Origin of the sequence: Streptococcus sp. 544 (genome assembly GCF_013277385.1) — a bacterium.
GTDB lineage: Bacteria > Bacillota > Bacilli > Lactobacillales > Streptococcaceae > Streptococcus > Streptococcus mitis_BA.
In genome coordinates this window covers 1-19,100 of record NZ_VMMU01000021.1, presented here as the reverse complement: position 1 = coordinate 19,100, position 19,100 = coordinate 1, and the positions used below count along the sequence as shown (strand labels likewise).

Sequence of the window (19,100 nt, the reverse complement as noted above, 5' to 3'; positions counted from 1 at the left end):
ACGAAGTCAGTAACCATACATACGGCAAGGCGACGTTGACGTGGTTTGAAGAGATTTTCGAAGAGTATTATTTTTAAAAAATCTTTCCAGAAACTAGTTGCTAAATAGGGTAAAAATTGATAAAATAAGGAATATCTAAAAAATTTTAAGGAGAATCTAGCAAATGGATTTCACATGGGCACTGAAGTATGCCACTGAATTTTTGGGAACTGCCATTTTGATCATTCTTGGGAATGGTGCAGTTGCCAACGTTGAACTTAAAGGTACGAAAGGTCACCAAAGTGGCTGGATCGTCATCGCTGTTGGTTATGGTATGGGGGTTATGATCCCAGCCTTGATGTTTGGTAACGTATCTGGGAACCACATCAACCCTGCTTTCACTCTAGGACTTGCAGTTAGCGGTCTTTTCCCTTGGGCACAAGTGGTACCTTACATTATCGCGCAAGTCTTGGGGGCTATCTTTGGTCAAGCCTTGGTTGTGGCAACACACCGTCCATTCTACTTGAAAACTGAAAACTCAAATAACATCTTGGGAACTTTCTCAACTATTTCAAGTATTGACCATGGTACAAAAGAAAGTCGCTATGCAGCAACTGTCAATGGTTTGATTAACGAGTTTGTTGGTTCATTTGTTTTGTTCTTTGCAGCTCTTGGTTTGACTAAAAACTTCTTTGGTGCTGAAGTGCTTCAATACATGAAACAAATGGCAACACAAGCAGGACAAACAGTTGATTTTTCTGACTTGGCTATTAAAGCACAGGTGGCTCCACACACTGCTTCAGGACTTTCTGTGGCTCACTTGGCACTTGGATTCCTCGTTATGGCTTTGGTAACATCACTTGGAGGACCTACAGGACCTGCCTTGAACCCAGCTCGTGACTTGGGACCACGTCTCCTTCATGCTTTCCTTCCAAAATCAGTTCTTGGTGAGCATAAAGGCGATTCAAAATGGTGGTATTCTTGGGTACCAGTAGTAGCACCTATTGCAGCAGCAATTGCGGCAGTAGCTGTATTCAAATTCCTTTATCTCTAAGAAATAGCTCCTTTAACATTTGAGTGAGCACCATCTATAAGTAAGAGAGGATCAGACTGGTTCTCTCTTTTTGATTTTTTAGGGAAATGAAAGAAAATCTAAACAAACTCCTCTCCAGCAGTGGTTTAGAAGTCTCAGTGGGCTATTCCAGCTATTATAGTAGGTTGCAGTTGAAATAATAGACCCTTGTTTCTAAAACATTGTGAGGAATTGGTTTGAATTCCCCAATCAAATTGTGTAGTTTTCATTCTACTATATATTATCGGAGATGGGTTCCCTATCTTGTAAGTCTGCTTTATAGTGGGTTGAGGTTGGAATAGTCCTCCCTTCTTTCTCAAACACTGTGGGGAATTGATTTGCCTTCCTCAACAAAATGTTCAGTTTCTATTTCATTTCGCTATAAAATAAGCGATTAGGGGGGCTATTCTTCGACCGACATTGGCTCTGCTGTGTCCTATGATGGTTATCGTTTTATCTGCAATCTTATACTCAATGAAAATCAAAGAGTAAACTAGGAAGCTAGCCGCAGGTTGTTCAAAACACAGTTTTGAGGTTGTAGATAGAACTGACGAAGTCAGCTCAAAATAATGTTTTGAGGTTGTAGATGAAGAGGTTGGGCAAAAACTCGACTTTAGGAGAAAATGAAGTAAATCTTCCCATAAAACGCATAGTACCAAGGTTTCTCAAGACCTGATACTATATGTTTTTCTGATTGCAAAGACTTTTTGACCAGTCTCAACTATACCTACGGTAAGGCGACGCTGACGTGGTTTGAAGAGATTTTCGAAGAGTATTAAACTGATGTTGTGAATAACTTATACCTAGCTTCCTAGTTTGCTTTTGTAGTATAAACCAGAGACTGTTTACATTCTCAGCAAGTGAGTGGATGAATAATGCTGAAAACTCCTTGAAGGCTAAGTCTATTTAGTACTTTCTATTAGTTAGTTAAATTTTTACCAAGAATAATTCACAAAAACGTTGTAAAACACTTGCAATTTAGCTGAAATTTGATAAAATAGTAAGGAAAGTTAGACTGTATTGCCTACTGTCTATCTATAAAATATATTTTATTGGAGGCTTTTACTCAAATGGCAAAAGAAAAATACGATCGTAGTAAACCACACGTTAACATTGGTACTATCGGACACGTTGACCACGGTAAAACTACCCTAACTGCAGCTATCACAACTGTTTTGGCACGTCGCTTGCCTTCATCAGTTAACCAACCTAAAGACTATGCGTCTATCGATGCTGCTCCAGAAGAACGCGAACGCGGTATCACTATCAACACTGCGCACGTTGAGTACGAAACTGAAAAACGTCACTACGCTCACATCGACGCTCCAGGACACGCGGACTACGTTAAAAACATGATCACTGGTGCCGCTCAAATGGACGGAGCTATCCTTGTAGTAGCTTCAACTGACGGACCAATGCCACAAACTCGTGAGCACATCCTTCTTTCACGTCAGGTTGGTGTTAAACACCTTATCGTCTTCATGAACAAAGTTGACTTGGTTGACGACGAAGAATTGCTTGAATTGGTTGAAATGGAAATCCGTGACCTATTGTCAGAATACGACTTCCCAGGTGACGATCTTCCAGTTATCCAAGGTTCAGCTCTTAAAGCTCTTGAAGGTGACTCTAAATACGAAGACATCGTTATGGAATTGATGAACACAGTTGATGAGTACATCCCAGAACCAGAACGTGACACTGACAAACCATTGCTTCTTCCAGTCGAGGACGTATTCTCAATCACTGGACGTGGTACAGTTGCTTCAGGACGTATCGACCGTGGTATCGTTAAAGTCAACGACGAAATCGAAATCGTTGGTATCAAAGAAGAAACTCAAAAAGCAGTTGTTACTGGTGTTGAAATGTTCCGTAAACAACTTGACGAAGGTCTTGCCGGAGATAACGTAGGTGTCCTTCTTCGTGGTGTTCAACGTGACGAAATCGAACGTGGACAAGTTATCGCTAAACCAGGTTCAATCAACCCACACACTAAATTCAAAGGTGAAGTCTACATCCTTACTAAAGAAGAAGGTGGACGTCACACTCCATTCTTCAACAACTACCGTCCACAATTCTACTTCCGTACTACTGACGTTACAGGTTCAATCGAACTTCCAGCAGGTACTGAAATGGTAATGCCTGGTGATAACGTGACAATCGACGTTGAGTTGATCCACCCAATCGCCGTAGAACAAGGTACTACATTCTCTATCCGTGAGGGTGGACGTACTGTTGGTTCAGGTATGGTTACAGAAATCGAAGCTTAATTCGATTTAGTTCCCAGAAGAACAATTATTTAAGTCAGACACTAAAAGAATCTTGCTTTGCAAGGTTCTTTTTTTCAGATATTGAACTAATACTCAATGAAAATCACAGAGCAAACTAGGAAGCTANNAACACCGTTTTGAGGTTGTAGATAGAACTGACGAAGTCAGCTTAAAACATGTTTTTGAGGTTGCAGATAAGACTGACGAAGTCAGTATCATATACATACGACAAGGCGAAGCTGACACGGTTTGAAGAGATTTTCGAAGAGTATAAAATTGAATTGCTTATAAAAAAGCTCCATACACTGGATGTGTATAGAGCAACGGAGCTTTATTTGATATAGAGTTCTTGGTTTTTTAAGACAATTTCACGTACGCTCGCAAATTTCTTGAGTTTTTTAAGTTCTTCTGGATGAGTGACGAGAGTGATAACATAACCTTCCTTGCCCATACGACCAGTACGGCCAGCACGGTGTGTGTAGGTTTCGCTATCTCTAGGAACATCAAAGTTTACGACGCATTCTAGGCTATCGATATCAATCCCTCGAGCCAAAAGGTCAGTTGCAAGGAGTAGGGTTAGTTGCTTATCTTTAAACTTTTCTAAGATGACTTTTCTAAATTTGACATTAACATCACTAGCGAGAGAAACAGCCAAGATATCACGATACTGTAATTTTTCTTCTGCACTTCCAAGGTCTGATAGGCTGTTAAAGAAGACCAGACCGCGGAAATCCTCCACATGAGCTAGTTTTCGTAGCATATCCACTCGGTGACGCTGGTCTACCTGCATGTAGAAATGTTGGATATTATCCAGTTTTTGATCAGAGAGATCAATGGTACGTGTATTCGGCGCAATCTTTTCTTGGTCAAACTTGGTCGTGGCACTCATGTAGACCAGTTGGTGGTCACGCGGTGCGTAGTGAGTGATTTTCTCTACAAAGTGTATCTGAGAATCATCAAGCAATTGGTCGAATTCATCCAGGATGATGGTTTCCACATTCATCATCTTGATTTTTTTCAATTTAATGAGTTCAAAGATACGGCCAGGGGTTCCAATCAGAATTTCTGGTCCTTTTTTGAGTCGTTCAATTTGTCGTTTTTGACTTGAACCTGATAAGAAGAGTTGGGGAGTCAAGCCGATAGCTTCAGCCCACGTTTTACATACATCGAAAATCTGTCCAGCAAGTTCTGTATTTGGTGCTAGAATCAAGAGTTGTTGGGCTTTTTTCTTTTGTAGTCTGAGAAGACTTGGTAGGAGGTAAGCTAGGGTCTTACCAGTTCCGGTTGGGCTCACTCCTAGGAGGTTTTCTCCAGCAAGAATAGGATCAAATAGTTGAGTTTGAATGGGGGTGAATTCCTGGAAACCGAGTTGGTCACTCAGTTCTTGCCACTCAGTCGGTAGTTTGCTTTTCATTTTTCTGCCTCAAATCTAATTCCAGCAGTCTGGCGTATGGTATATAGTAGCTCATGGACAGAGCTTGCATCTTCCAGCCAATTCTGGTAGAGTGTCTGGTCTGGTTGCTGAATCATCTGTGCAAATGCAGCGACTTCCTCAGTCATAGTATGAGGAGCCTGTTGGATAGGGAGCTGGACTTGATTGCCTTGGTGGTCGGTAAAAATAGCTGAGCGGATATGCTCGATGGTGTTGAGGGTCAAGGTTCCGTCTGTCGTATAAATCTCGCAAGGAAGATTGGAAGTGATGTTTTTCCCAGCTTTGATGTGAACTTGAAAGTCAGGGTAGAAGAGGATACCATCTCCATTTAGGTCAATGCTATTGTCAAGCTGTTGAGCCTGGTAAGTCGCGTCATTAGCTTTTCCAAAAAGGTGAACGGCAGCGTAGAGAGGATAAATTCCCAAATCCATAAGAGCTCCACCGGCAAAACGGTCTGAGAAGACATTTGGTGTCTGTCCAGCCAACAAGTTAGGCATTTTGGAAGAATACTTGGCATAGTTGAAATCTGCTCCCAAAATTTGTTTGTCTGCTAAAAAGTTTTTGATGATAGTGAAAGCTTTTTCATGGTAATTGCGGGCTGCTTCGAATATAAAATAGTGATTTTTCTCAGCTGTATGTCTCAAGTCTAGCCATTCTTGTGGCTGAGTGACAGCTGGCTTTTCAAGAATGACGTGTTTACCAGCAGACAAGGCAGCCTTTGACTGAGCAAAATGCAAGGAGTTTGGACTGGCAATATAGACCACATCAAAGGAGCTCTTGAAGAAGTCTTCTAATTGATCGAAGAGTTGGATATTCTGATAGCGAGAAGCAAAGGTTGCTGCGGTTTCAAGTTTCCTAGAATAGACTGCGCCCAGCTGGTATTTTCCACTGGCATGGGCTGCTTCTATGAAGTGATGGCTGATAGCACCTGTTCCGATGACACCTAATTTAAGCATAGATACTCCTTTTCCGATTTTAAATCTTTCTTTCATTATAACATAGATAGACGGGACTATCCAACAGAGGGTAAAAAATTTCAAATAAGCGATTCGCTTTCTTCTGAAGAAAAGCTTTCTTTTACGAATAAATAGATATAAGCATCAAATCTAGTAAATTAGATTAAAAAATGTGCTATAATAGAAGGAGGAAAAGGATGATTCTAAGACATCCGGGCATTAGCCCAACTAATGACTTGGTTGCTAAGAAAATATTCAGCAACCCAGAAATCACTTGTCAATTTATCCGCGATATGCTGGACTTGCCAGCAAAAAATGTGACCATTTTGGAGGGAAGTAACATTCATGTCTTGCCTTCTTTACCCTACTCGGTGCAGGATTTCTATACCAGTATAGATGTTTTGGCGGAGTTGGACAATGGCACTCAGGTAATTATTGAAATTCAGGTACATCATCAGAATTTTTTCATCAATCGCCTGTGGGCTTACCTTTGCAGTCAGGTCAATCAAAACCTAGAAAAAATTCGCCAACGAGAAGGTGATACACACCAGAGTTACAAGCATATCGCACCAGTATATGCCATCGCAATCGTGGACAGTAATTATTTCTCAGATGACTTGGCTTTTCACAGTTTCAGTATGCGAGAGGACACGACAGGTGAGGTTTTAACCATAATAAATAACGGTCAGGAAAACCATCTGGTTAAGATGGCATTCTTGGAACTAAAAAAATATAGAGAAACCAGCAAAGATAGCATTCGCAAACCATGGTTGGAGTTTTTTGGGAACAAACCCTTTACTCAGCACCCCGAGCGAGCCATCAGCCAAGCAGACCAACTGCTGGACTACAAGAGCTGGTCCGAGGAGGACAGGAAGATGTTTAGTCAACTACGTATGCGTGAAGAACAAGCATTATTAGCACAGGACTATGCCTTGGAAACAGCTAGGGCGGAAGGTATTGAACAAGGTCTAGAGCGTGGGAAATTCTTTGCCTTTCTGGATATGGTTCGCCAAGGACTTCTGACTTCCGAGGTTGCCAGTCAGCAGTTGGGTATGTCAGCATCTGAGTTTGAGGCGCTATTGAAGGCCCACCATAAATAAGACCTAAAAAATACAGAGAAACCAGCAAAGACAAGGTTCGTAAACCATGGTTGGAGTTTTTGGGAACAAACCCTTTACCCAGCACCCCGAGCGAGCCATCAGCCAGGCGGACCAACTGCTGGATTAAAAATTAGGAAATATCGTGTAGAAAATAGTAACAGATTTTATCTCTTTGTGGGATGAAGTCTGTTTTTTTGTATGATGGGCAGGTCCTACATCTGAGTGGCAAGCTCTCCGTAGGTATCCGCTATCGGTTAATGCATAGCATATCTGAATGAAATAAGAACTGGAAAAATCAATCAGGAAAGTCAAAGTAATTTCTATGAATGTTTTAGAAGTACTAGTGAACTATTCCAAATTCAATATTCTATAAACGAAAATCAAAAAGCAAGCCAGGAGACTTATGTAGGATAGCTCAAAATACTAATCTTAGATTGAGGATAAGAGTAGAATGATAATCAATGGATTTAGAACAAATATAATGAGCTGAAGCTGGGATAGTACAAGGGGCTTTTAAAATATTGTTAGAAATTATTTTAAAATCCCCTTATCAATTTGTTCATATTCTATTTCAATCTACTATATTTCCAAGCTTGATTATCATGAGGTAAGGGCTGAAAGCGGTCTAGGGATAGGAGTGATTTTAGAGATGAGAATCGTCAAAGAAAGGAATAGGGAGATTGTGGCTCTAGGAATAGGGGATAGTGAGATGAAATAAAAGCTAACAATTCAATTTCTAACCAGCTAACCATTTAATCTTGCTGCAAATAGGTATCGAATAAGTCCCGTAAGTCTTAGACATTTTTTAGAAACTGATGATAAGCTCTTCCAATCCAAAAATAGGGAGGGTTTTTCAAACTAAAATTTGAATCCATACTTGGTTTCTAAATTATATTTAATATATTCACACTACTAAAAATCAGCCAATTATAACTATTATTATACTAAAATTTTCATAAATAAAGATATAGAAAAGTTATTAGTTTATAGGAAATAAATCAAAAAAGCGTATATCTATAATCAATATAATAAACATATGCTAAAAAATTCTCTAAAAATCAAGATTTTTGGATGATTAGATGGTAAATTCGGGGGGGGTATGGTATAATTATTACTAGACTGTACACTGGGTGCAGTGGGTTAAATAGTTCTATCAATACTATTTAATATCATGTGAGTTTGAAGATGATAAGGCTATTTTTGTTTTCAAAACAACTTACAAAAAAGGAGAAAAATTTCATGGACTTTGGAAAATATAACAAAGAAAAGGTTTTCCGATATTCGATTCGAAAATATCACTTTGGTGCTGCCAGTGTCGCGGTTGCGGCATTGATGTTCTTTGCTAACGGGGCAGTAGCAGCGCATGAACCCATTACTCCAGCTACGGCAAGTGATGTCGTTACGGCAGGTTCTGATGGCAATGCAGATGGAAATCCGGCGTCCTCGGATGAGGGAGACTCGAACAAGGTTTCAACTGACCAGCCAGCTGAACTCAAAGCAGCTGATGAGGTGAAAACGCAAGAAGCGCCAGCTGAGGAAACCAATCAAGGGCAAGCAGGAGCTGAGTCTAACTCTGCTCAGTCCGAGACAAATCCAGCTAACCAAGAACCTTCTCAAGCAGGAGAAGTAAAAGAGCAAGAAGAGCCGACCGTCGCTGATACGACAGCAGCCAAATCAATTCAAGGTAATCTGCAAGCTTTGTTGGCAAAACTAACGCTTAGCTCAATGCAGGAACTCCATGCTGAAGTGGAAGCGCGTTTAGCAGCAGCTAAGGCAGTTTTGGAAGATCCAAAAGCGACGCAAGCGCAGGTTGATGAGCAAGCAAGACTGATGGCTGAGCTTATGAGTCGTGTCAATCAAACCTTGACACCTAGCCTAGAAACTCCAACAATCTTGGAAAGGGCTGGTCTGACATCTACAAGTCTGACACCTACTGGACTTGCTACTCCAGAGGGAGCTACGACTGCGCAAACAAGTGGAGGAAAAGGTCGTAGAAGAACTTTGAGCGAGCCTACATCAGATGAAAATCAAGTTAGGCCATCTGCTGGAGGAGACTCAACAGGTTCTGGAGCTGGCTCTCAAGCTACTCCACAGACGCTCCCAACCTACACAAATACAGAAGGTGAAAATGGTGTTTATGACCTAAAAGATGAATTAGAGTTCATCACTGAGCAACTCCGAGCTAATGGAGCATCGGCAGATAAAATCCAAGCAGCCAAGGCAGCCGTTGATAAGTTCAATGAAGCCTTTTCTAAAGGCGACACCATCAGTCAATCAGATTTTGATGCGGCCTTAGCAGACCTGAAAAAATCACGTGAACTGATTGAAGGAGTCCTTGCTGAAAATGAAGCAAATGCAGGAGTGGTAACAGGACCTGCAACCCCAAGCGAAAACAATGTAATCATCCAACCGCGCACCAACGCCACAGGATGGTCAGGTTTCCGCTCGATGTCAGCAGGCGCACCAACTCGTACGAAACGTGCGGCTGGGCAGGATAGAGCGGCAGTTGGTATCGAGAATGCTGACTTTGATACGAAAACAGGTTATTTCTTTGAAAGTGGACAAAATAACTCACCATATCCTAAATACACCTATGTGTTTGCTTCAAACGGAGGGGTTATTCGTCGTTTCTATGAAGGAAGTTCAATTAAGGAAACCTATAACAATTATCACGTTGAAACCATACCGACTGCTACAGGTATCAAATGGAAGATTTCAATCAATGGTGAACATAAAAATCTCCATACCCATAAGATGTTCTTTACACTTCCGCAAGGTCAAGAACTAAAAAGTGGTAGTGTTGTAACGCAAGTTACGAATGGTAGCGGCTACTCAACTCGTCAAAGAGGTAAAATCGAACCAGGGAAAGATGAAATTTTATCAGCACTAGACAATGCCTTTACCGACTTGCCTGAGGGAAATCCTTTTAGAGGTGCAGGGTTTATCAATGCGAGAAAAGGAAATAAAAACCAGACTAATGCAACGCTTACTGGATATGTAGGTTCTGCAGGGCGTTTCAAAGTACATAGCCTTTCTGAGCTAATCACAGAATCCATTTATCCTCCAACAGCTACTGGTGGTTTCTACAATCGTGATGGTATCGAACCAAGTGATAAACAAACATACTCTAACGAAAAAAGAAAGATTATAGACCGAGATGTTCGAGATGTCTATACTTTTGAAATTCGCCAAGAAGATCGAAACGAGTATACAATCGAGTTTGAAACAACTGGAAGTAGTAGCTTAAAAGATTTAAGTTATGCTGCAGGTTTGAAACGTGTAACGACAGACCAACGTCGCCTTGGAATTCAACTCTTTGCAAAAACGGATGCTGAAACATTAAAAGCAGACAAATATGGTATGCGAGGGAGAGGAAATGGGTATTTCCTAGTTGAAAAGGGGCGCTATACTTATGTAGATGCTGGTGTTGATAAATCTAATACTTTGTATTATGGAAATACTTATGCAGATGACCGAGCGAAAACGGATTTGACCTATGCAAAAGGTGTAATTACCAGTCAGGGAGCTTTCGGTAGGGATCATCAGATTGATGCTGGATACTATATCGCTGTAAATGGCTATTCTGATATTGAGAAGGCTAAGTTTGATATGAATAGGGATGCTGGTGGCTCAGGTGTTCAGTACAGTTGGATTATTGAAGGACATGAAATAACAAATAAAACGCAAGCAGCGGAAACGATTGCCAATAACGCGGGGGTGCATACCTACAAACTCCGTGCCCTCTTTGGTTCGGATAATAGTGCTAATGAAATTCCGCTAACCTTTATTGTTAAACCAGATAAGCCGAACATTGTTACAGATTTGAGTCGAAAAGTAGGAACGACAACAGATATCGTAGTAAACAATATCAATAAAGACCTAAATGTAGAACTGTATAAAAAAGGGGAAAACGGACAAGCGGATACCCTTGTGAAAGCTATGAAATCTACAGCAAATGGTCAAATTACCTTCACAAATGTAGATTTAGAAACTGGTAAATACTATGTGAAACAAGGTACAAAAAATGGTTGGCTAGATCGTAACAATGTCTTACAAGATGGTATAGAATCGGATAACTCTGATGAAAAAGCAGCAACAGATGGTGTCCCACCTAAAGTTAGAATTGTAAATGGAAGTGAACTTCCTGAAGCGAGAAATGATGCAAATCCGGTTTTATATGAAGTAGTTCAAGGACAACCATTTAGACCACAGCTTGAAGCGTGGGATAATACAGGAAATCTTACTAAATTTAGAATTAGTAACCTTCCAACAGGAGTGACGGCTACTAATGCGAATGATTCATTCAGACAAAATAATAATGCTACTAAATCTAACACATTCGGTCCGGTGACATTTACGGGTAATGTCCCTAATAATATGACTACTGGAACGTATACATCAACGATAACTGTTAGTGATGGTTCAACTGGGGATAAACAATACTTCTTCAAATATCGTGTGATTGCTCGCGATAACGAAGCACCAACAGTCACGATGAATGGTAAGGCATTGACTGAAAATGCTGCTGATAATCGTTTTGTGCTTTATCGTGGAGCAACATTCAATCCTACATTTACTGTTAGCGATAATTCTGGTACAGTATCGTCATTCAAGATGAGTGGAGGACCTGCTGGAGTATGGTTTAATAAAAACGGAAATAGCGATGATGCTAAGACAAATCTTACAAGCGGAACATCTTATCAATTAACAGCTAATAATGTGGTTGATACTAACGCAGCTCTTGGGACAAATGAGGCAAGTGTTGTTGTAAGTGATGCCAACAATAATGCAAAAACATACAAATTCCAATATACAGTTGTAGATATTCAACCAAAAAATTCTCCTAAAGATGTTGCGGTTAATTCAACACTAGGAAAACCACAAGATTACTTAAAAGTGGTTGATAATAGCTCAGGAACTGAAGCGTCTAAGTATCTTCCGGATAATGTTACCTATTCTTGGAAAGAAGGAACAACAACTAAAGCGAATGATACAAAATTAGACACAGTAGGCACTGTTACTAAATACAAAGCAACAGTGAATATACCTAACAGTACGACTCCTGTTAAAAAGACAATTGATGGCAAGGCATATACGATCTATGCCCCAACAAGTGTGGGAACAGCTATTACATTTAATGTTCAAGACACGGTTGCACCGACAGTGAAATTAACAAATGCAACCTATAATAATACAGTTGAACCGTTAAAAACAGATGAAAATAGTTCGCCTCTGGTGACGATTTTCCGTGGGGCAAAATTAAGTATCCCGTTAACTTACTATGACAATGCAGCAACCGGTCGAGTAAATCTTAAGTATATTAGTGGTTTGCCAAACGGTGTAACATTTGGTGGAACAAATAATCAATTAACAGAAACTGGTAAAACAGAACAATCACCAGGAAATTACACATTATCAGGAAAAGTTGCAGCTGATGCAACTTTAGGTACACAAGTCATCACTTTTAAAGTCTCAGATGACCAAGCTGGTAATGTTGAGAGTGGAAATAAAGCAGAATTAAAATTCCGACTAAGAGTCTTGGATTTAGATTTTGAACAAGGACGTTCAGCGAAAGCTAATCAATCATCTATTACACTGCAAGCTGATCCAGGTCAGGAACTTGGAGATGCTAATAATTACTTAACGGTTAATGATGGAACAAATCGGCAAGACCAAGGTAATTTCCCAAGTGGTATGACATTCCGTATGATAAATGCTGCTGATAACTCAGTTATATCTAATGTGCCGACAGCACCAGGACGTCACGCAGTAAAAGCAAGAGCTTACTTCCCAGCAGGCTATGCAGGTACTAATGAAGTGAGTCCTGTAGTCCAAGGTAATACGGATACTGAACTGAACGGTCGCAGTTATATGGAAAAAACGATCTACTTTGACGTTAAACCAACAGCGCCTACAGTTACTGCTGAGGCTAATGGGGATGTAGTAGTAGCACAGACAAACCAACCAAACGTCAATACATTAAGTTTCACATATAGAGATAAAGATAACAATAAACAAACAGTGACAGCTACTAAGACTGGTAATACATGGGCATTGAATAACGCGCCTGCGGATGGTATGACAATAGACTCAACTTCTGGTGCGGTGACAATAAAAGACCGTCAAATAAAAGATGCTACAGAAGTTACAGCTAAGGTGGTAGCTCAAGATGTAGAAAGTACGGTTGCTACTGGGACTTCTTTAGCAGGTGAGAAAACTCGACCTACCTTTACTTTTAGTGATAAATATACAGCAGTTGTAGATGGAGAGCGTGTTGTTTATGTAACTCCGACAGAGGACTTATCAAATAGTTCTATAATTTTAGGAACTGTGAGAGATGATTCTAACAAGTTAAGAGAGGTTGTCTTATATCACGGTGACGGACGTAATACTAATCTGGACTTTGGTTTAAATTACAACAAAAAAGCTAGTGAAAATAATGTTGAGTTTAGTGCGCCATTTAACATTGAGATTACAGGAACACTTCCAAGAGAAAATCGTAATACAAGACGTATATGGAGTAACGGTGATAATATTGTAACTCGTTATGTTTATGCCAAAGATGCTGCAGATAATGAGTTTAAAAATAATACGGACAATAAACAAAATCCGAATCGTGTAGTCATCAAAGTATTGACGCAAGCAGCTAAGTATGAACCTACTATCAATGCACAAACACTTAAAAAAGATTTTACGGCAAACGATATTCGCGTAACCGATGAAGAATTTAATAAGATGAAATCAAACTTAACATTTTCTACAAATAGAGGAGATGTTAAAGTAGCATACAATTCTTCAGATATGACTATCACTATGAAAGAGAAGGGTGCTATTAAGCGTGAGGGTGATTCATATCATGTAGGAGCTACGATTACGTATCCAGATGGTTCAACTGAGGACATTAAAATACCAGTTGAAAATGCAGATAAGGTAGCCCCAACAGTTAAATTAACTAATAAAACAGATGAGAATAGAGTCGTAACATTAAATGCTAACGAATCTACTTCTCCAGTGGTGACTGTCTATCGTGGAGCTAATTTAAATCTACCATTAACATTCTTTGATAATGACTCAGATGGTAGAGTAAACCTCAAGTATGTAAATGGTTTACCAAGTGGAATTCAGTTTAATGGAAATAGTGATACATTAACAGAAACTGGAAAAACACAAGATTCAGTCGGAACGCATACTATCACAGGAAGAGTTCCAGCGAATGCACAATTAGGACTTAGAACTGTAACGCTTAAGGTGTCTGATGGAAGTAATGGAGTTGATTCAGGAAACCAAGCAGAAGTTAAATTCCGTCTGAAAGTAGTGGATTTAGATTTTGAATCATCTCGTTCTGAACGAGAAAATCAACCATCAATTACAGTAGCGGCAGCTGCAGGGCAAAGTCTTGAAGATGCGAATAATTATTTAACGGTTAACGATGGAACAAACCGTCAAGATAGCGGTAATTTCCCTAGAGGAATGACATTCCGTATGGTCAATGAAGCTGGAACAGTTATTACAAACTTGCCAGAGGCACCAGGACGTCATGTGGTGAAAGCAAGAGCCTACTTCCCAGCTGGATATGCAGGAACTGACGGCATTGGAACTGAAGTAGCAGGAAATGCCGATAGTGAGCTTAATGGACGACGTTACATTGAGAAAACAATTAACTTTGAAATTAAGCCAACTAAACCAGTAGTAAGTCCACAAGATAATGGTGATGTGCTTATTACGCATGAAAACCAACCTAATGTAAACCGTATTAGTGTAACTTATACACCACAAGAAGGAACAAATCCTAGCGAGCTAACATACACGGCTACGAAGAATGGTAATTCTTGGTCATTTGGATCAGTACCTGCGACACTGACAGTAAATCCAACAACAGGTGAGATTAAGCTTAAAGACCGTTTGGTAAAAGACGGTTCAACAGTAAAAGTTAAAGCTATAATAACACCAGCTACAGGTGGTCTAGAAAGTGATATAGCAACTGGAGTTGCTAAAGATGGAGACCATGTCTTCCCTACAGTTGACTTCCAAAATACGGAAACAGATGCTGATGGAAATCGTGTAGTATACATCACACCAACAGAAACAACTAATTTACCAGTCGCAACGTTTAAAGACAATTCTGGGAAATTAGTATCCGCTAATTTTGTTGGATATAATGGAGATCCTACTAATTTAAGCAATGTAAATCTTGATTTTTCTAATCGATTTGCTAAAGATAGCGCTGAGACACAACGTAATGCACCAATTACATTAAGTGTTACAGGCACGTTATCGAGAACAAATCCTGCTGATGGAAATAGATTGTGGACAGATGAAAGAACGATTGGGACTATTTATGCGGATGCAGAAGATGTAGCAGGAAATAGGCTACATGAATCTCCAGGAGCTAAAGACAATAATAAAACTAGCCCTACTCGTGTGCTACTTAAAGCAAGAACACAAGCAACTAAGTATACGCCGACGATAACAGCTCAACATCTTGAAAAAGATATTGCGTTAGATAATGCAACAGTGACTCAAGAAGAGTTTGAAGCTATGAAACAAAACCTTACATTCACTACTACAAAAGGGGATGTAAAAGTAGCCTATAATACTGCAAACATGACAATCACTATGGATAATGGTGGTGCTATCACACGTAATGCAGTTGATAATACTTACAGTATTGGCGCAAGTATTACATATCCAGATGGTTCTACTGAAGATATTCGAATCCCAGTAACTGCACCAGCGCAAAAAGAAATTTACGAACCAACAGCAGTCGAGAAAACAGTAGAAAAAGATAGCCAACCAACAGCTAAAGATAGCATAGCAAATGCGACAAGCTTACCAACAAACACAAGGTTTACATGGAAAGCAGGGACTTTAGACACATCAACACCAGGAGTCAAACAAGCGACAATAACGGTAGCATATCCAGATGGTTCAAGTGAAGATGTAGAGCGTGTTACAGTAAACGTTAAACCAAGTCAACCGGCAGTAACTCCTGCGGATAACGGTGATGTTACAGTAACTCCAGTGACTGAAGCAACTGTCGATAAACTAGAAGTAACTTACACTCCTGCAGATAACAATCAACTACAAGTTAGTGGAGAAGTAAGAAAAACTGCTCAAGCTGCTACAACCATTGTAGCTACTAAGGGTGCTGATAATCAATGGTCGATTACAAGTGGTCAAAAAGACGGCATTAGTATTGATGCAACTACTGGTGCAATCACACTGAAAGACGTAGCAGTAAAAGATCAAGCAAATGTTACAGCTAAAGTCGCAGCTCAAGGAATCGAAAGTGCTGAAACGACGAAACAAGCTGGAAATGGAGAACAGGCATCACCTGTTATCGGAGCTTCTTCGAAAATTGTAGAGGCTGAAAAAACGGTTGATATTCCTCTTGGATTATCAGATGCTGGGGTTGGTATTGATGAAGGGAATATTATTGTTACTGGTTTACCATCTGGTCTAATCTACGATGACGATACTCAATCAATTAAAGGAACGTTACACTCAGTTTCTCAAAATGATATTAAGGTAACTGTCTTAGACAAGAACGGTAATAAAGCAGACAAGACAATTACGATTACTGCTGTTAAACCTAAAGCTGTTTACGCTATCAAAGATGCAACTATTGAGAATGTTGCGAATGCAGCTAACTTTGTAGAAGTGCCTGAAGGGGTTACTTTAACTTCTGCAACATGGAAAAATGGCGAGCAACCAACCACAGCGACAGCAGGAACTACAAATAAAACTGTAGTAGTTAGTCTAAATGGTGTGAATACTGAACTGACTATCCCAGTAACGGTATATCCAGGGGTAACGCTTCGTAAGGTTAATAATCAAGAAGTGACTACCTACCATGAGGTTGTTAGTCAACCGTTGACATCAGCAGTATGGGGAACTGGAGGTAGAACGCAACCAGCTAAGCCGGATTTCTATGTAGCCTTTGAAGGTGATAAACCAGCAGGTACGACTATTGAATTTGAAGGTGGAATTCCTACAAATACAACAGCGGGAGATATAAGGCATAAAATAATTGTTACTTATCCAAATGGGGCTGGAACTGTAGAAAAAACAGTCACTTTCAGAACTTATGGTTACGAGGCCAATTATCCAACAGGAAAAGAGTACTTTGAAACAGAAGTAGGTAAAGCATTTAAAAATACAGATGCTAGATCTTATGTCAAATCAAGTACTAGCTTTGGAACTCCGTCAACAACTTTCTTCGGTTGGGGCGATGGTTTTGCTGCTTCTCCTGTAGCTAAAGTACAGACAACTGTAGGAGTACGAGAAGAAGAGGCTAATGTTCACTATGGAACTAAGGTTGAAAGTGAGCGTGGTGACGGAACGCATCATTATACAGATCAAAGAATCAAAGTTACTGTAGCAGTTAATCCAAAAGCACCAACACTTCAAGGTCAAGCAGGAACTAAACCAGCTGTTACGGTATCAAACTTACCAGAAACTTCTCAGTTAGCGACAGGATCAACTGTAAAAGTCCAACTTAAAGACGCTCAAGGCACTGTTGTCGCAGAAAAAGAAATTACAGCTGGAACAACAACAGTAACATTCGCGGCAGCTGACTACAAGAAAGACTTAGCATTAGGAGAGCAACTAAACGCTAATGTCCTTGTCTCTGGAACATACAAGAAAACAATTAGAAAAAATACAACAGAAGACACTGCTTATGAAGTATCTTCTGCTAAGAGTGATTCGGTAACTGTTAAAACGTATGCTGACTTCTACAGAAATCAAGTCACTTATCCAACGAATGCTGAAAAAGTGACTTATGGTAATACAGCAATCACCGATGGTAACTTTACAGATGCAGCCAAAGAGAGCTTTGCAGCTAAAATTAAAGAAGCGAATGCAAATAATAATAACTTACCTGCAAATGTAACTTATACTAAGGGAACTACGGATGATAAGACTAAAGTAGCTACGATTAACTTCCCAGATGATGGCTCTACTATTGACATTTCTCATACGCAAGTAGCCAAACCAACAGTGCCGACATTTACTAAGACGGCAGGAACTGAAGAAGATCCGAAATTAAGTGATGTGGATCGTACGATTTCTGGTACAGCGCTTGAGAGTGCTACGAAGGTTGTATTGACCTTACAAACTGGTAAAACTGTTGAAATTGACGCTAATAACGGAAAAGACCCAGCTACTCTTCAACCAGGTGAAGGTGCACTGAAAAATGGTGTCTGGACCTATAAACTTCCAGATAATACCTACTTACGTCAAACAGACCAATCTGCTGAAATAGGTTCTTCTACATTACCGGTGAAAGTGAAACAGATTGTCTTTGATGCAGAAAGTGATAATGCGGATATACGTGTAGCCAAAGAGCGTAATTTCGCAGGACGAACCATTACAGCAGCTAAGGGAAGTCAAACTCTGACTGACTTGAGAGCAGATGCTCGAAAAGGTATTAGCTACACTGAAAAGAATGTCGAAAAAGACTTCCCAAGTGACTTTACAGCTACATGGAAAGAACAACCTGACGTTGAAACAGTTGGAACAAGGAAGTATAAGGTTCAATTAACTGAAACTTCTGCAACTGGCACAAATAAAGTCGGCGAATACGATGTAACGATTACAGTGACAAATCCAGCACCAGCAGCGTTGACTTATGAGAATAAACAAAATGGTGAAACTGTTGTAACTATTCCAGAAGATGCAGACGAAGTAGTATTTACTGTTCCTACAACTGATACAAATGTAAATACAATAACTGTAAGTAAAGCGAATGGCTGGACAGCAGATGGTATTGAAAAACGTGGAAATACTTGGGTCTTCCCAGCGAACTCAGTACAAGGAAATCGTCAAGTAACAGCAGTTGCGACAGCGGGAAGTGGTGATACGAAGAGTGCGCAAACACCAACGTCGATTTCAGCGCCTGCACATACAGTGACGACTAAGACGATTACAAAAGTAATCGGTGAAAATCCTACGAATGCAGAGTTACTTGCGGCGGTAGATGTAGCTAACAAACAATCAGCTGCACTGAAAGAAGGAACACAATATCCAACTACAGTAGGTAGCCATACTCTTGACGTTGTTGTTACTTACGCAGATCAAAGTACAGAAAAAGTAACAGTTCCGTATGTGGTGAAACCAGCAGACAAGACAGCTCTAACGCAAGCGAATAATGCCTTAGGCAGCGAAATCACAAGTGCACCAGACACAGCTGACAAGCCAGCAAGCAAAGTGACTGCCTATAACGACGCTAAGCAAAAAGCAGAGACAGGGAAAGCAGCAGCGCCAGAAGTGATCAACAACGACAAAGCAACA

General features: G+C 40.1%; 6 protein-coding genes. 4 read left to right on the top strand and 2 right to left on the bottom strand.

Annotation, left to right across the window (positions count from 1 at the left end; genetic code table 11):
* The first annotated feature begins 163 nt into the window (after positions 1-163).
* Both gla and tuf read left to right on the top strand, forming a co-directional pair.
* Positions 164-1,033, top strand: a complete 870-nt coding sequence (gla, locus tag HT728_RS08675) for an aquaglyceroporin Gla (protein ID WP_000348121.1) — start codon at positions 164-166, stop codon at positions 1,031-1,033.
* Between the two features lie 1,088 nt (positions 1,034-2,121).
* Positions 2,122-3,318: an elongation factor Tu gene (gene tuf, locus HT728_RS08670; protein ID WP_001040724.1), complete on the top strand. Its 1,197-nt coding sequence runs from the start codon at positions 2,122-2,124 to the stop codon at positions 3,316-3,318.
* A 331-nt stretch (positions 3,319-3,649) separates the two neighbouring features.
* Here the strand turns inward: tuf and HT728_RS08665 are convergent, their stop codons facing one another.
* Together HT728_RS08665 and HT728_RS08660 are read right to left on the bottom strand one after the other, a co-directional pair.
* Complete coding sequence (locus HT728_RS08665; RefSeq protein WP_173234806.1) at positions 3,650-4,732, bottom strand: DEAD/DEAH box helicase; 1,083 nt, start codon at positions 4,730-4,732, stop codon at positions 3,650-3,652.
* Positions 4,729-5,706 (bottom strand): Gfo/Idh/MocA family oxidoreductase, encoded by a 978-nt coding sequence (locus tag HT728_RS08660; protein WP_173234804.1) that lies wholly within the window; start codon positions 5,704-5,706, stop codon positions 4,729-4,731. The genes HT728_RS08665 and HT728_RS08660 overlap by 4 nt, the downstream gene beginning before the upstream one ends.
* A 197-nt stretch (positions 5,707-5,903) precedes the next feature.
* Here HT728_RS08660 and HT728_RS08655 point away from each other — a divergent pair, with 197 nt between their 5' ends.
* Both HT728_RS08655 and HT728_RS08650 read left to right on the top strand, forming a co-directional pair.
* Positions 5,904-6,806: an Rpn family recombination-promoting nuclease/putative transposase gene (locus tag HT728_RS08655; RefSeq protein ID WP_173234802.1), complete on the top strand. Its 903-nt coding sequence runs from the start codon at positions 5,904-5,906 to the stop codon at positions 6,804-6,806.
* A 1,239-nt stretch (positions 6,807-8,045) separates the two neighbouring features.
* The coding region (locus tag HT728_RS08650) for a Rib/alpha-like domain-containing protein (RefSeq protein ID WP_173234800.1) at positions 8,046-19,100 on the top strand (11,055 nt) is incomplete at its 3' end.

What these genes read in the sequence shown, in the direction of transcription:
- HT728_RS08665 (WP_173234806.1), bottom strand. Translation starts at nt 4,732, where the DNA reads ATGAAAAGCAAACTACCGACTGAGTGGCAAGAACTGAGTGACCAACTC.
- HT728_RS08655 (WP_173234802.1), top strand. Translation starts at nt 5,904, where the DNA reads ATGATTCTAAGACATCCGGGCATTAGCCCAACTAATGACTTGGTTGCT.
- HT728_RS08660 (WP_173234804.1), bottom strand. Translation starts at nt 5,706, where the DNA reads ATGCTTAAATTAGGTGTCATCGGAACAGGTGCTATCAGCCATCACTTC.
- gla (WP_000348121.1), top strand. Translation starts at nt 164, where the DNA reads ATGGATTTCACATGGGCACTGAAGTATGCCACTGAATTTTTGGGAACT.
- tuf (WP_001040724.1), top strand. Translation starts at nt 2,122, where the DNA reads ATGGCAAAAGAAAAATACGATCGTAGTAAACCACACGTTAACATTGGT.